We start from the raw sequence: 16286 nt of genomic DNA, 5'->3' as shown, positions 1-16286 counted from the left end.
ACTTCATCGATTGTTTAGGTAAAATTGAAATGGTTCCTCTCCCAACAAATTGGCATAGCGTTAACGAAATAACGGCATTACGCATGCTTGATGAAAGCTTGGCTTAATTGCTGAAAGAGTGAGTCTACGTTGGGGAGGGTCGTCAAATGCGCGGACAACGGAGTATGAACCTGCGCATCCACCACAGTTGGATTCCCGCAAATTTGATTATAAAAATTCACGGGCTCAACGATGTTCTCTAGGTCTACATCTAACAAGATACAAGCTTGAGAAAGTACGATTTGGCCACCCCCTTGTTTAAGCAATACACGTTGCGCAGTACCCACTATTTTTTGTTTATTGATATTGAGGTTGTAGTCACCATCACAATAAGAGCCAGGGGTTGCGTGTACATCCACACCAATGCCCAGCTCTTTAAAAAACTGGGTTAAGACATCGCATAAATGTCGATACGCTGTTTGGATGTTGTAGGCTTCATCACGAGGCCAATGGTAAATGTGCGACAGATTAATGATCCCCGGCAGTTGGGGAACGGGAGCGCCACCCGTTTTTCGAGAAGTGAGTTGCCAGCCTTGTTCCGCGAGTTGCTTTCTAGACTCTATCGTCACTGGCCACTTTTTACCTGCGGGTAAAACGAGCGTTGGCGTTTTTGCTTGCCACAGCATTAAGGCTTGTCCAATCTCACCCGCCTGTATTTGCTGCAATAATTCAGCTTCTTTTTTCAAACGCACGATCAACATCAATGTGCGGGTAACGTACGAGTTTATTCGTTAACTTCAATGCACTTTTCCTCTACAGATTGTGGTGACTTAGTATTTAGCGTTCTGGGATGGTTGATGAGATAAACATACCTTTGAAACCCAATGCAGCATAGCACCAATTACCCCTCCAGCCCTTTTTCCTTTAATTATTGAGATGTATTGATTTAGCTAAACTACTTCCACTTTGATGGCTTCTGTCTGACAAGGTTGTCTGATATGGTGGCGGCAGAACTTCAGCAACTGTTTTAGATAGTATTAAATATGAAAACACTAACCATACTTGATGGCGGCATGGGCCGAGAACTCAAAGAAATTGGCGCGCCATTCTCTCAACCGCTTTGGAGCGCTCAAGCTCTGATTGAAGCCCCTGATCTTGTTAGCCAAGCGCATCAAAATTTTGTCGATGCTGGCGCTGAAATCCTGATCACCAATAGTTACGCATGTGTACCTTTTCATTTGGGTGAATCGCTCTTCGAGCAACGAGGTTTTGAACTAGCAGCGCTATCTGGCGAACTGGCGAAGGCGGTTGCTGATAATGCTCCTCACACAGTGAAAGTTGCGGGCGCGATTCCACCGCCGTTTGGCAGCTACCGACCAGATTTGTTCAAGGTAGAAGAAGCAGCACCAATCATTCAAACGCTTTACGATGCTCAAGATCCAAACATCGACCTTTGGATAGCGGAAACGATTTGTAGCCTGCAAGAATTCGACTCAATTCACGCGGTACTCAAGCACTCACATAAGCCGTGTTACTACGCATTCAGTTTGGAAGATACCAAGGGCGATTTTGCGAACATTCGCTCTGGAGAGAGCGTAGCGGATGCCATTAAACTTGCCTGCCAATCAAACGCGAAAGGCATTATGTTTAACTGTTCAGTGCCTGAAGTGATGGATCAAGCGATCATTGAGGCGAAGAAAGTGATTGATGAGCTAGGTAGTGGTTTAGAAATTGGTGTCTACGCCAATAACTTTGCACCTATCAGCAGCGAACATAAAGCAAACGACATGCTTCAAGAAATGCGTGAACTGGATGGTCAAGGTTATCTAACTTACGCCAAACGTTGGCACGCACTGGGCGCGAATATCGTCGGTGGCTGTTGTGGCATCGGTCCAAAACACATTCAAGTTTTGGCGGATTGGAAACGTTCCATACAGAGCTAATAATAACATCACGACAACAATCTAGATAAATAGAGAACAGGTTGAGAAATCTGTTCTCTATTTGTATGTGGCGTCTCTGAGTACACTGATACAAAACAACGATTTGGAGCAACTGATGAACGACACGCAACGAAAAATTAAATGGGGCATCGCAGGGCTAGGCAACATCGCCAATCGATTCGCAACCTCTGTAACAGAGCACTGTCTGCGTGGTGAACTTTATGCGGTTGCCGCGAGAGACCATAAACGCGCAGCCACGTTCGCGAATAAATTTGGTTGCGCTAAGGCTTATGACTCTTATGAGGAGATGGCGAATGATCCAGCAGTAGAAGCGGTTTACATCGCCACCGTTCACCCATACCACCAGCCACTTGCCGAGTTATTTCTAAAGAACAATAAGCACGTATTGGTCGAGAAGCCAGCTTTCACTAACCTTGCTGATTGGCTTGAGATGAAAGCTCTCGCGAAACAAAATGGCGTGATGCTGCTAGAAGCGATGAAGACCGTGGTGTTTCCCGCGTATCGTGAGCTCCAATCATTCTTGGTCGACAACAACATTCAGATAGACTCAATCGAAGCCAGCTTTGGTAACCATCACGACTATGACCCAGAGTTATTTATCTTCAACCCAGAGTTATCAGGTGGAGCAACGCTCGATGTTGGGGTCTACGGGCTTTGGTTCTTCTACGACCTGTGTCGAACTCTGAGTGTTAACCCTTCAAAACCTCAAGTAGAGGTGTCATGCCTGTATGAGGGGGCGAATGTTGATACCGATGCGTGCTTTACCTTCTCTGGTGGTATGAACGGTAAGATATCGGCATCAACGGTGCAAAACCTTCCCCGATCAGCACACTTGACTGGGCCCGACACTAAGATCACCATTCACGAAAAATGGTGGAATCCGGCCTTTATTGAGATTGAACATCAAGGGCAGAAGTCGACCATCAACAAACGAGTGACGGGCAATGGATTCGAGTTTGAAATTGACCATTTTTCAGAGTTAGTCCTTCAAGGCAAAACTGAGTCCGATATCCTAAACCCAGAGATAACCTTTCAAGTGCTCGATACGATGGAAAAAGCACTCATTGACTCTGGCTATAAACATTTAACTCAACCTCGTCGTTAGGAAAAGCAAATTGGGCAACCTTAAGCGCAAGCTTGAACTGTATGAAAAGATATTTCAGGCTTTTGGGCCAGGAGTATCACACTGTCAGATCAACCAACTGGCCACGCTGCTGCATGTAAGTGAACGTCACGTTCAAACCTTACTCAAAGTAATGACAGCACAAGGTTGGATTGAGTGGCAAGCAAGCTCAGGCCGAAGCAAGAAAGCACAACTGATGTGTCTGGTTGAGCCCATTGAGGCGTGTTACCAATACGCACAAACCCAAGCCGATACGGGCAACATAGAACAAGTGTTTAGCACCTTAAGCTTCAACGGCCGCAATGCAGGCGCAGAACTGCAAGCCTTTCTAAACAGCGCTAATCAATCTGCGCAGAACGTCGCGTACATTCCCTTTCACCGAGAACTCGAAGCACTTCATCCTCAACGAGTGCTTAGACGCACCGAACGTTTCTTAGTGATGCAAGTTTGCCAGCGCCTAACCACCGTTCAACACGGCAAACTCAGCGGCGATTTGGCGTATCATTGGCACCCTAATCAAGACGCTACGCAATGGCACTTTCAAATTCGCAATGGCGTTCAGTTCCATAACGGCAGAACACTCGAACCTCAAGACATAGCACGCAATCTTAACTCGCTAATTCAAAGCAAAATATGGCGTCGCTGCTATCAGCATATTGATGAGGTTTCTGCTTCGGCTGGTAATGTGGTTGTCGTGAAGTTGAATCAACCGGATTGGCATTTACCGCGCTTACTTGCCAGAGTTGAAGCCTCCGTATTTGATCACTCATCACCGACTGATAGGCTGATTGGATCTGGCGCGTTCTCACTAGACATATTCTCAAGCAAGATGTTGAGATTAAGCCGTAATAGCACGTATTCACACAGCACTCCGATTCTCAATCGAGTCGAGTTGTGGGTCTATCCGGAATGGGCACAGAGCAAAGCTTGCGCTCAAAATCAGGTGTGCGTAAAACTGCCCGAAAAGACGGTCACTGTGTGTGGCGATGACCATTCTTCCCAACCGGATTTCGGCTCAACCTTCTTCAAGATTCAAAGCCCGATGTTGTCGAAAACCGTTCGTGAATTCACTGTTGAAGACACCTCTGAATGCCAAACCCTTTTCGAGCAATTGTCAGTATCCGGCGACAGCAAAACCAACGTGAAATATGGACACTACCTAACTACCAAAGATGTCGCGCTATGCAGCATTATTGATGAGAACGACACCTTCACTTCGTGGTTAAGCTTTTTCACTCGCTTTCCCTTTGAGGACTTAGCACTGCCTACTGAGATGATAGACAGAATCGAACAAGGCTTAACCTCAATAACAAACCAGCCCAACTTTGAGTTAGCGATGAATGCACTGTTGGAACTCAAGCATTGGTTGAATGACTCTGGGGTTGTGGTTGAGCTCAAGCAAGAGGCGTTCAACTTAGAGGTTTCTGAAAAGATACACGGCGCGCAAGTAAATGGATTCGGTTGGTGCGAACTCGACCAATTGTGGATTAGCCACTTCTGAGTAAGACCTGAAAGAAATCATTGGGCACAAAGACTTATCTTTAACATTCAGCTGCCAATAGCGTCATTATCAGGTGCTAAAGTAATATAGACATGAGGCTAGGCTAAATTAGTCTCAACCAAGGTAAGCTTGAGAACAGTAAAAACAAAATAAGCTCAAGCTAAATAAACCAGTGAGAAGGTAAACCATGACTCGACACTTAAAAGGCCCATTATTGTTTCTTTGCGCGCTCTCTTTTAACAGCATGGCGAGTACCCAATGCGATGCGCTTATAGGCTGTGAAAAGAAATTCTGTGAGATCGAATATCAAATAAAGAAGGCTGAGCAGTACGACAATCAGTACAAAGTGGAGCGATTAACCACAGCGTTGAAAGCGGCGAAAGAGAACTGCACCAATGAAGGTTTGAAGGATGATCTGCGTGAGAAGATTGAATCCAATGAACAAGATTTAGCTGAATACCAAGCCGACTTAGAAGAAGCAAAACAAGACGATAGAGCGGATAAGATTCGAAAATATGAGGGTAAGATCGAAAAAGAACTGCGTAAAACCGATAAATTGAAGCAAGAACTGACTGAGATCCCTTAATCGAAGCTAGATACAGAAATGGTCTCACTGCTTTACTGCTTAGTTAGACCATTTAGAAAATACCGCTTTATGGCAACCTCAAGAACCAATCTAGCCAACGCCAGTCGTTATTATCCCACCAGCGCCAATTCAGACTCTTTATAGATACGGTTGGCCACGTTGTATGCCGCAGGCAAAGTTAGGGTCTCTTTGCATCTGCGCTTAAACTGCTCGACTTCAATCGTTTGTTCTTCTAGTAAATAAAACAACTCACTCAAGTAGTTAGCTTCAAACACAGCTTGACCAAGTGGCGTGCATTCATATCGGCTCGACTCTTGGTAACCAATCACCGTCAGCACAGATTCTGGCAACTCCCAGAACTTAGCTATGGTATAAGTCAGACGAATAGAGTAGCTGTTCATCAGGCGCTTCAACGCTAACGAGTTAGGCGGAACAGAAGGATCTACATGCTTGAAGGCTTCAACCATCATTTGGAAAATGATCATCTTGCCTAAGTTGCGAATCAACCCAACAAAGTACGCCGCCGCTTGATCTTCTTGAGATGAAGAATCTTTCATCAACTCCTTAGAAAAAGACGCGGTTTGAACGCTGTGATTCCAAATTTTCTCACCGAAATGACGCCAGTAAATATTGTTGCCCGGCGTGAAGTTCTTCATGTAGCTATTCACAACCCCTTCAACAAGTCCTTGAGAACCCATATTTAGGAATGCTGTTTTTAGGTCGGTTACCTGTTTTTCACTGCGTTTGTAGAAAGCACTGTTAGCCAGTTTAATTACATCGGCAGCCATACTCGGCTCTCGCTCAATTACTTTCAACAGAGCATCTACATCAAATTCGTCACTCTGTAATTCTGCCATTAATGTGGTCACAGAGGCTGGCATCACTGGCAATTCATTAAGCAAGGCTTTTGGAGAGCGAATCAAACGTTCGATCTGACAAGCAACAAAGTCACTAAACGGATCTGACTCCGTTCGCAGGCGAGACTCTCCAAATAAGTAATCAAGAAACTCAGCATCGTGCAAGCTTATTGCTTTATCAACAATGAGTGATGGTTCATGAGCCGATGAGGACGGAACAAAAATAGAAGAATGAGATGGTGCAGTGCTTTGCTCAAGAACGGAATCAGAAGAAACGCTTTGTTGAGAGACACTCTTTGATGAATCATTTTGCTTACTTTGATTAGAAACAAAAGGGGAAAATAGTGCCTGCAATACCCTTTTAAACATCAATACGGCTCCTAGATGGATATAAAACAGATCGGGATATATAACAGCAGTGATTATTGCACAGATAACTCATAAACCACACAGTGATAAATCAATCACTTATTTTTTAGCTGTATAAGATCAGATACTCACAAGCCTTAAAACCAGACCCACCTCTATTTCACCTTCTCCCAAACGAAAAGAACGAGCAGGTAACATGTACTCGTTCTTGCCTATATTTGAACCGTGAATCTCTATAACGTTAGCGTTGAGCCACTTCCAGAACAATCTTGCCGACGTGCTTTTTTTTCAAGAATTCCTCTTGTGCTGTATGAATATCAACAAGGGAATACGACTCCGCAACTATCGCGCTAATCTGTTGTTGTTCAATTCGATTAACTAAGTTTTGAAACACTTCAGGCTCCAGCACAGTACAACCGAAGAAGCTTAAATCTTTCAAATACAAAGTTCGTACATCGAGCTCGACCATAGCGCCACCAATTGCGCCAGATACGGCATAACGGCCATGGGGTTTCAGTACTTCAAGGAACTGAGGCCACTTGTCACCGGCAACCAAGTCGATAACCACATTGACGCTGTTTGCGCCTAACGCTTTAACCAGATCAGCATCACGAGCAACCACTTCATCAGCACCCAATTCAAGTAACTGTTGGTTTTTACTTGGGCTAGTAATGGCAATAACATAAGCGCCACGAGCTTTGGCTAGTTGAATAGCAGCCGAGCCCACACCACCCGATGCGCCAGAAATAAGCACGCGATCACCTTCGATTACGTTGGCACGGGTTAGCATATTTTCTGCGGTCGAGTAAGAGCACGGGAAAGACGCTAGCTCAACATCCGACATGGTGCTGTTCACCGCATAAGCGTGTTTCGCCGCCACTTTGGTGTATTCAGCAAAACCACCATCGCATTCCGAACCGAAATACCATGGTTGTGGTAAATCTCGTCCGTACACTTCAGTCAAACAAGGTTCGATAAGAACACGCTCTCCAATGCGATCAGCAGAGACTTCATTGCCGACCGCCACGATGAAACCACATACATCAGCACCTTGGATGCGAGGGAACTGCAACGCTTCACCCGACCAACTTGCGTCGTCTGAGTCATCACTTTTTGAGTACCAGCCGATTCGAGTGTTGATATCCGTATTGTTCACGCCCGCAGACATCACTTTGATCAACACTTCATTAGGTTCTATTTCAGGAACAGCGATATCTTCACGGTAACCAAGCATTTCTGCTCCGCCGTGTCCTAACATCTCTACGCCTTTCATTGTTTTTGGTAATTCGAATTTCATCGTGTTTCCTTGAGTAATTTTGTCACCATATTCTGTGCTGATGTAACGGCTTCTTCGCCTAATACTGGCCACGCGCTTGATACACCTTCATGAAGTAGAAAAAGCTCTGAAGCAAGATCATCTCGTTGACTCTGCTTACCCAGAAGTGTTTTTACTTCTCGTTTATGTTCAGTAACAGCTTGGTTAATTATCTCGTTGTCAGGAAAAGCCGCCATCGCATTCATCGACATACAACCGTGCGGCGCATACTCTTCCATCCACTGTTGTAACTTGTTGAAGATATCAAGCATCGACTCAAGGCCACCTGCAGGTACATTTTCTAATAGAAAATTTAGGTAACGGTGATGACGGTGCTCTAAGGCGCCCACTATCATCGCCTCTTTCGATGGAAAATGTTTATAGAGCGTACGTAGGCTGACATTACACGCCGTTTTTAGTTGAGCCACACTCGGCTCAGCAAAACCTTGTTGGCTAAACGCCACTTCAAGACTTGCTGCAATCTGTTCTCTTAACATAGTGCTCTCTTAATACTGAATACCAATCGTAGTAAGTAACAGGGATAGGTAGAATAACTGCTCTACCCATATGGTAGAGCGAACATTCTACCCATGTCAATGAGATCTTTTTGTTGTCCTGTAAAACAAAAAATCCCGTATCCAATTAGTAGATGCGGGATTTCAATTATCAAAACCACTAGATTATTGCTTAGTCAAATTAGGATTCAATCAGTGTTAAAGAATCTAAAATGCCTTTTCCACTGTGGATCCCGCCTTCATTTTCGCTGGCTGGCTTACTGCGGATTAAATAGCCCGCGTAGCCGTCAAGTTCGGTCACTGGCCTACCTTGGTAGTAAGCGGTAAATAGACCGACTTCGCTGACTAGGTCTGTCACGAGTGTTTGTTGAGTGTCTCTCACCGCAATAGTTGGCATATCTCGCTCATGTGGGTACAAGCGCTGCATGAGTGTCCACGCGTCGTACTCTTCTGGCTTAAGTCGACTAAGTTGCTCGCTGATATCGTCACCGAACACACAATGGCCGCCGCCCTCACCTTGGTTTTTCAGCACCCATTCTTGCTTATCAGCTTGTGTGTTAAACCATTCAATCGACTCGCTGGTGATTGGTTTCATATCTGCTAAAACACTTTTCACCAATTTAGCTTCTTCTAGCGTTAACCCCCAACGAGCGTATTCTGATACAGGCATCATGGTTAGGAGCATCTGCATGGTTTTACTGGTTGCTAGCTGTTGGCTGAAGGTAGCATTCACAGCGACATGGTGTTGTTCGATGAACAAACGCGTCTGACTTAGCGTGTCGCAACAAACGGATTCATTAAGCTCAGGCGCCCAGTAGTCTGAATACTGATAACCCGCTCTTAGGTACACAACATCGACTGCACCAACATCTTGCAAAAGCAGACGTTGGTTATCGCCCGTTGAGAGCTGAGAGCTCAATTGATCGAAGGTACGGCGAACCGTGCGAACACCCTGTTTTTGTAACTCAACTTCAAGTAGGTGTTGGTCATAAACATTGTCTTCGTTCTTCTGTACCACCATCAAGGAAATCGGTTTGCCTTGTTCATTGAATTCCGCTTTAACTTGCTTTGCAGCACTAGCGATACCATAAGCCAACTGGGTTAAGCCTTGGTTTTCAGCCGGTGTTGCTGACGGTTCTTCCAACCAATGGTTATAAACGTTTGGCCATTGGTTTTGCATGAATGAGTGAAATTCTGTTGCACGTTGACCAAACGGAGCCATCCCTGCAGCAATACCATTAAACTCAATCACTTTTGCACCGTGTTGGCGATCGTCCATAAAATCAGTACGCATCAACAACAGTGGCTGACGGGCAGGATTCAAGCGCTCATCCACACTGCCATGGGCTTGTTGATGCAACTCCATCAAGTGACCAAAGAACGGATCGGCTTGAGCCATATCGCTCAATGATGACTGTAAAAAATCATGATCTTCCGACACGTTACTGATCAACTTAGTGATAAGCGGAGTGACTCGGCGCAAGTGATCATAAACCTCGCGCTCCATTGTCATTGGCGCAATACTGAAAGGACAATGCCTCGCGGTATTGTCAGACTGACGAAAAGCGACACCGTGCATGATTGCCCACTCACACGCGTCTTCAATAATTTGTTGCGGAATCAATGACGTTAGCATTGGATTCATTTTGGTTTCTCACTATTAACTCAGATTAAGCACTCTACTAAGACGATGCCCATTCTAGAAAGACGAATAAAAACGAAAAATATTTCATTTCTTTGAGTGTTCGAGTTAATGATTCACATCTGGGTATCTTGGGTCTTATTGACTATCAGGTCTCGAAGCCATTTGTGACTTGGTTCAGAGTCAAAGTAACGGTGCCAAAGCAGAAACAAGCCACCGGGAACTAACTCAATAGGAATCGGCTTCATCACCAACTCACCACTCTCAATATAGTCACGAACCGAGTTGTACGGATAACACATCAGTAAATCGCTTTGTTTACACAGTTTTACTGCGCTGGTGATGTCCGACACGTTGGCGGCTTTATTGATTTGGAGCTGTTTGGCTTGCAAAATTTCAAGTAGCAGCCAGTCGCCAACACCACCGGTCACTAACTGAATATGACGATATTTAAGGAAGGCTTGCAGGTTCCACTCTTCTTGAAGCACTGGATGATCATTTCGCATCAAACATACAGAGTAATCTTGCAGCAATTCGACATGGTTTAGCTCGGCAGGGATATTTTGAATATGGGTACTCGCCCTTTCATCGAGCTCAAAAATCCCAATCCCAAAATCGACCTCACGCTTTAATAAGCGCTTAAAGGTTTCGCTACTCCAAGTCGTGCTGTTTACCGTAATATTCGGCGCATCTGACAGCGCGTTAGGCATGAATTTAGGGTAAATTGCGGTATAAGCGGTTTCGACAAGATCGATATTAAAAGTCCGTTCACTGTCTTTTGGCTCGAAAATATCCGGTACAGTTAGCTGCTCAACTTGCAAAAGAATTTGATGAATCTTAGGCGCAAGAGAAGTCGCTTTCGGGGTTGGAAACAGACCTTTTGACTCGCGTTCAAAAAGAGGATCATCAAACAAAGCTCTGAGCTTGGTGAGCTGTTTACTTACCGCAGACTGACTTAAAAAGAGTCGCTCTGCCGTTTTACTCACACTGCGCTCTTCAATCAGAACATGTAAGCAAAGCAGCAAATTCATATCGCATTTAAGTAAGCTTTTAACATCTACCATGATATTCCCTAAATTCAGGTTAATGATGATTATTTGTCACTTTAAATCATATCATTGTCTTGGTAAATTTAGTGTATGTGAGTTAACACGCTCAAATAATAATAGAATTAAGGATTACTCATGGATTTTCTAGCACTACCAAAGATTGATTTGCACTGCCACCTAGACGGAAGTGTTCGCCCAGATACGATTATTGACCTAGCAAAACAGTACAATATCGAACTACCTGAAGATCGCGACGCGGTTGTTCAATCTCTAACGGTGCCAGAAGATTGCAAAAACCTAGATGAGTATCTAGCTTGTTTCAGCCTACCATTGCAAGTAATGCAGACTGAAGAAGCAATTGAACGTATCTCTTTTGAGCTTTACGAAGACGCTGCACTAGAAAACGTTAAGTACCTAGAAGTTCGTTTTGCACCGATTCTGCACGTAAACAAAGGTCTATCTCTCGATGCAATCATCGCTAGTGCAGTTAAAGGCATGAAGCGTGCTGAAGAGAAATACGACATCAAGGGCAACTACATCATGTCTGTACTTCGTATGTTCCCTAAAGACTCTATCAAAGACGTAATCGACGCAGGCCACCCTTACCTAGGTAAAGGTGTAGTGGCGTTTGATATCGCTGGCGGTGAAAAGCCAGGCTTCTGTGCTGAATTCCCAGAATACACGCAATACGCTCTTGATAAAGGGTACCGTATTACCGTGCACGCTGGTGAGCAATGGCATGGTCAAAACGTTTACGATGCAGTGACAATGCTTGATGCTGAGCGTATCGGCCACGGTGTTCACATCCAAGGAAACGAAGACGCATACAACATCGTTAAAGAGAAGCAGGTTGCGCTTGAAACTTGCCCAACAAGTAACGTTCAAACCAAATGTATTCACAAATTTAGCGACCACCCAATTGCTGAATTCAAGAAAGACGGCATCGTTGTCACTATCAACACAGATAACCGCACTGTGTCGAACACCACTATGACCAACGAAGTGAAGCGTGTGTGTGAAACTTTCGGTCTAACAAAAGAAGACTACGCAGAGATCTACAAATACTCTGTGGAGAGCGCTTTTGCTTCAGACGAAGTGAAACAACACCTAATGGGTTTCGTTAAGCAAATCTAATTTAACAAAGCGCGCCTTTTGCTGAATAGCTGGGCTCACTTAGCATTAGTGCTTAAAGGCACAAAACAGGAAGAGAAAGGCTTAGGCTTTTCTCTTTTTTTATGTCTGTATCTCCGTATTCTAATACCCATGTTGACTAGTGAGATGCAAACAATGAAAACAGAACTCCAAAAAATGCTATCCGGTGAAATTTTTGATGGCGCAGACCATGAGATAGACCACATGCGCACTCACGCGAGCAAGGCTCTGTCAGACTTCAATCAATGTTCAGACGATACTCAGCAGCCAAGCCTTCAAGCTAATCTATTTGGGAAAGTAGGCAGCAGCGTTGTCCGACCTCCTTTTCATTGCGAGTTTGGTAAAACCATTGAGATCGGTGACAACACCTTTATCAACATGAATGTTGTCATGCTTGACGGCGCCAATATCAGAATTGGTAACAATGTATTGGTGGGGCCAAGTGCTCAATTTTACACAGCCTCTCACTCATTGGATCACCTCAGTCGCCGTAAGTGGGAAACGTTTTGTCTACCTATTACAGTCGAAGATGATGTCTGGATTGGCGGAAACTCGGTGATTAACCAAGGCGTGACGATTGGTGCTCGCTCTGTTATCGCAGCGAACTCTGTGGTCAATAGTGATGTGCCACCAGACTGCTTATACGGAGGCACGCCAGCCAAGTTGATTCGACATTTGAATACTGAGCAAAGACGATAGCTAACTGCTCTCGGAGCAAACAAAGCCACAGCGAACGCTGTGGCTTTTCTTCTATATGATTGTTTAATGATGATAATGCCCTTCCCCCCTATCAAAATTCGTAATTTAGCTACACTTAGATAGAAATAAACTCATGATAATTTTTTCGAACAGATGTAGCTCCAACGTCACCATGATTGGGAAAGCCAATGACAAAACACCAAGCTTTGTTGCTCTCCACAGCGACCTTCTGCTCTATTTTCATATGTAACTCTAGCTACGCTGGCTATGCGATCGTATTACCAGGCCAGCATGAACAAGGGATTAACCTGCAAGGCTCTGCTGTATCAGCAGACAACGTGGTTGATTGGGAGATCGATAATAGTGACTTAGTGTTTGGCGCTTTCGGCAATAAACGTGATAACGAAAAAGTTAAAACTATCGGCTATATGTACAACCAAAAGTTAGAGCTGAATTCAGGAGAGTTGGAAAACGAAATTAGAAACACGGCAGAGAAAAACGGGATAGATTACGAAGATTTTTTTCTACACTTTGCAGAAGACACCATTCTAGCTGAACTCGATACTACACACGGTGACAATACGCTATTAAACCGTAAGCCTATGATCATTGGCTATACCGAAAACGAAAAGCATGCGGGTTATGCACTTTATCAGCAGCCGCCTTGGAATGCAGATGTATTTGAACATTTCGACAAAGGGGGCGCACTCTACATTTACCATTCGGAGAAATTCGATAGCTTAACATTCGAATTTTCGCGCTTTGCGCAAGGCGGAGAATTCCATATTGAATACCCCATATCGATGAATGATCTAGGCCAATCTACGGCATGGGCTCACTTAGAAATAACTAATGATCACACACACAATATGACTCAAAGCCAAGCGGTAAGCTGGCGAGTGCCCTCTGATTGGGTCAGAGCAACAACTCATGATAGCAGCGGCCAGAGTTACGGTGGTGGGCAATATTTTGGTTCTACATTGGTGAGAGATGGCGGCCGTTTATACGTTGTCAGAATCCGTTGGCAAGGCAACTCAAGTGATATCCGACCTCGCTTGAATCGAGTTCAATTGAAAGACAGCTTCCAAAAAATCGCTGCCAAAGACCTTCTATCTCAGATCACAAATACGAATTCAAGATCTCACAACGAAACAAAGCAATGGCGAAAGGTTCGTGGTTTTGACCAATCGGCGGATCTCAATCAAGACAACTATTTATCCCCTTATGAATATGAAAACAGGAACAACAAATCAGCCACGGCTCGCTTTCGTTGGGAATCTCGCGTGATCCCATTCGGGCGAATGTGGAACCAAAACTCATCATGGGCGCTGACCAATTTGGCCAATCCAAACCTGTTAATGATTCTACAAAATTACTATTCCAAAACCTGGGAGGAACAAGGGCTGGCTGGGGCCTACAACGACGATACCAATAAACTCATTGGCCGCAATCAATTTGAGGTTTATTCCGGAGGAACCGTCTGTGAGCTTGGGTTTATCGTAGGATCTGTCGAGGCTGACAATGTCTACAAAGAGCAATTCTCTGCTTTTCTGAATGGTCTGCAGATTAACCAAGATAGACCCTCAATAGGTCTCAACATTGGAGCAGCAAACCTTTATGGTCGAAATGGACAGGCACACTTGATTAAAGCTGGAGACCTATACTTTCGGGAGCAATACTTATTCCCCTCTACCGGTTTTAGCGGCTTTAACGGGTTGTCTAAGTTTTGGGATAACTCAGCACTTGCCTATGCTGGCTCTAACGTTATATTTCAGGCCACCACTCGCTTTGGACGAGTTCAGTTCCTAGGTAACAATCAGGACAATTGGCAACAAGATCAATATTCTAACCTCGTAATCTATTACCTCAACGCTCAACCGACACATAGCTATTTTAATCAATGGAGTGGCAGTTATGTGTATGGAAGTGGTAACACAACTAAAGATAATTATTGGAAAAGTGGTGTACCAAAAAATATCGCCTACCAACCAACGGAGTTACTTAAGATAGAACTCGGCAATCCAACTAACCAGATTCCTACTCATTTGAAACCGATTCCTTTGATGATATCGACCTTAAACCCTACCCCCAACGACTACACCATAATTGGCGATTCAACTAACAACCACATCATGCACCCAGCGCTGCCAAACGGTATGGTTCGACTGTTACCAACCTATACCTATTTCGCTTATCGAACAGATGAAAACGCAGTGGAAGGCGGCCCACAAGAAATGGTGGTCGCACGTGAGTTTGAGCATGGTCGCGTACTCTTCCGCACCGATTTCTACGGCAAAAATCCAGACTTCTATTCAGCGCCTAAACTCAATATTCCATTAAAAAAACCCATGAGGCCGGTCGATACAAATGGCAACATTGGAGACTATGTGAAAGAAGTGACGCTGAGTGGTTATCAAGGCTTACTTCTGCTCTACTGACCTTTATGAGCATTCAACCTTGGATGTCTTAACTGTTCAAAAAATACATTCACACAGACAAGTAATGGGACCCCTACTAACATTCCCATAGAGCCCCATAGCCAACCCCAAAATACAAGCCATACAAATAAAATCAGCGGATTGAGACTAAACCTTTTCCCCAGTAATGTAGGAGTAACCAATTGGCTTTCTATCAAATTAATCGCCAGGAAGATCGCAGCGACCGTCAATGCGTAGCTAAACGACTCAAACTGTATAAAAGAGACTAAAGCAAAGCACGTAACTGAAACCATCGGGCCAAGATAGGGGATAAAATTCATTAAGCCTGCAAAAGCGCCCCAAAGGAAAGGGTCTTGCAATCCCATCATATAAAAAGCAAAGCCAACAGTGAGTCCTAAGCAAACATTAATGATGGTGATGGCGCCTATGTAACGAGACAAATCCTTTTGAACAACTTTAACCAATTCAACAGCCCTACGCTTATCTGAAAAGCATTCAAAAAGAGATAAGCTTTGAGAATAAATTTTTCGACCGTAATTCATCATGAAATACGCCATAAGAAACGCAACCAACAACTGAGTAACAATGGTTGGTGTTGTCGTAAGCACTGATTCTATAATGGAAAAAGCCGTGTTATTGGTAAGCCCATCATTGGTAACAGTACTACTCATGGAGAACCCGGTGGCGTCAGTTAAGCGACTGTTTTGAGTAACCTCACTCACTTCATTAGATACATTCTCAACCAACATTGGTAATTTTGACCACCATTGCTGAGCGGGCTCACTCAACATATTCAAACTAATCACAACAAAGCCAATAAAACCAATAAGTACAGCCATTACGTTAATGACTCGAGGGATACCGAAGCGAGTAAGGTAGTTAACTAGAGGGCTACATAGCAAAGAAATAAAAGCACCAAAGATGATTGGCAACAAAAATGGCTTGGCGATATGTAATGTAAAAATAGACATCATGAGAACAGCAAGGAGCATAAAACTAGTTTGCAACACACTTCGTTGTCTAAGAATACTGTATTTTTTTGATGTCATTTTATTCCTATGAGTAGGAGGTCTTGTTTTTGAGGCTTCGTCAATTTG

General features: G+C 44.2%; 13 protein-coding genes and 1 pseudogene. 7 read left to right on the top strand and 7 right to left on the bottom strand.

The genetic code is table 11. The annotated features are described in order from the left end of the window. Positions 1–77: 77 nt before the first annotated feature. A pseudogene (locus L8S15_RS02945) lies at positions 78–780 on the bottom strand (lipoate--protein ligase). Between the two features lie 242 nt (positions 781–1022). On the opposite strand from L8S15_RS02945, the gene L8S15_RS02940 reads away from it, so the two are divergent. The 4 genes from L8S15_RS02940 (at position 1023) to L8S15_RS02925 (ending at position 5153) form a co-directional block, all read left to right on the top strand. Continuing rightward, a complete protein-coding gene (locus L8S15_RS02940; RefSeq protein WP_050613091.1) occupies positions 1023–1922 on the top strand; it encodes a homocysteine S-methyltransferase family protein in 900 nt (299 codons plus the stop codon). Positions 1923–2037: 115 nt separating this feature from the next. After that, positions 2038–3048, top strand: a complete 1011-nt coding sequence (locus L8S15_RS02935) for a Gfo/Idh/MocA family oxidoreductase (RefSeq protein WP_016787427.1) — start codon at positions 2038–2040, stop codon at positions 3046–3048. A gap of 10 nt (positions 3049–3058) precedes the next feature. Beyond that, positions 3059–4567, top strand: a complete 1509-nt coding sequence (locus tag L8S15_RS02930; protein ID WP_280571979.1) for an SgrR family transcriptional regulator — start codon at positions 3059–3061, stop codon at positions 4565–4567. Positions 4568–4754: 187 nt separating this feature from the next. Then, on the top strand, positions 4755–5153 hold the full coding sequence (locus L8S15_RS02925; protein WP_016784374.1) for a DUF1090 domain-containing protein: 399 nt from the start codon (positions 4755–4757) through the stop codon (positions 5151–5153). Between the two features lie 110 nt (positions 5154–5263). Here the strand turns inward: L8S15_RS02925 and L8S15_RS02920 are convergent, their stop codons facing one another. The 5 genes from L8S15_RS02920 to L8S15_RS02900 all read right to left on the bottom strand — a co-directional run bounded on the left by L8S15_RS02920 (position 5264) and on the right by L8S15_RS02900 (position 10915). Further along, on the bottom strand, positions 5264–6379 hold the full coding sequence (locus tag L8S15_RS02920) for an HDOD domain-containing protein (protein WP_016784375.1): 1116 nt from the start codon (positions 6377–6379) through the stop codon (positions 5264–5266). 241 nt (positions 6380–6620) lie between these two features. Then, positions 6621–7676, bottom strand: coding sequence for an alcohol dehydrogenase family protein (locus tag L8S15_RS02915; protein WP_010431911.1), 1056 nt, complete (start codon positions 7674–7676; stop codon positions 6621–6623). Beyond that, positions 7673–8191: a TetR/AcrR family transcriptional regulator gene (locus tag L8S15_RS02910; protein ID WP_010431914.1), complete on the bottom strand. Its 519-nt coding sequence runs from the start codon at positions 8189–8191 to the stop codon at positions 7673–7675. The genes L8S15_RS02915 and L8S15_RS02910 overlap by 4 nt, the downstream gene beginning before the upstream one ends. Positions 8192–8390: 199 nt before the next feature. Continuing rightward, positions 8391–9845, bottom strand: coding sequence for a glutathione synthase (locus L8S15_RS02905; RefSeq protein WP_016789960.1), 1455 nt, complete (start codon positions 9843–9845; stop codon positions 8391–8393). Positions 9846–9967: 122 nt separating this feature from the next. Next, entirely contained in the window at positions 9968–10915 is a 948-nt protein-coding gene (locus L8S15_RS02900) for a LysR substrate-binding domain-containing protein (RefSeq protein WP_010431921.1), read from the bottom strand. Between the two features lie 120 nt (positions 10916–11035). Between L8S15_RS02900 and add the strand changes: the two genes are divergently transcribed. The 3 genes from add (at position 11036) to L8S15_RS02885 (ending at position 15189) form a co-directional block, all read left to right on the top strand. Beyond that, positions 11036–12034, top strand: a complete 999-nt coding sequence (add, locus tag L8S15_RS02895) for an adenosine deaminase (RefSeq protein ID WP_010431924.1) — start codon at positions 11036–11038, stop codon at positions 12032–12034. Between the two features lie 153 nt (positions 12035–12187). Continuing rightward, on the top strand, positions 12188–12751 hold the full coding sequence (locus tag L8S15_RS02890; RefSeq protein ID WP_010431927.1) for a sugar O-acetyltransferase: 564 nt from the start codon (positions 12188–12190) through the stop codon (positions 12749–12751). Between the two features lie 188 nt (positions 12752–12939). After that, the gene (locus tag L8S15_RS02885; RefSeq protein ID WP_280571978.1) at positions 12940–15189 is read left to right on the top strand and encodes a hypothetical protein; all 2250 of its coding nucleotides are present in this window, start codon (positions 12940–12942) and stop codon (positions 15187–15189) included. Here the strand turns inward: L8S15_RS02885 and L8S15_RS02880 are convergent. After that, entirely contained in the window at positions 15183–16238 is a 1056-nt protein-coding gene (locus L8S15_RS02880) for an AI-2E family transporter (RefSeq protein WP_010431932.1), read from the bottom strand. The genes L8S15_RS02885 and L8S15_RS02880 overlap by 7 nt on opposite strands. Positions 16239–16286 lie beyond the last annotated feature (48 nt).

This window comes from Vibrio sp. S/42/10 (assembly GCF_029890535.1).
GTDB classification, from domain to species: domain Bacteria; phylum Pseudomonadota; class Gammaproteobacteria; order Enterobacterales; family Vibrionaceae; genus Vibrio; species Vibrio cyclitrophicus.
Note: the sequence above shows the minus strand (reverse complement) of the source record. Positions and strands in the feature narration are given on the sequence as shown.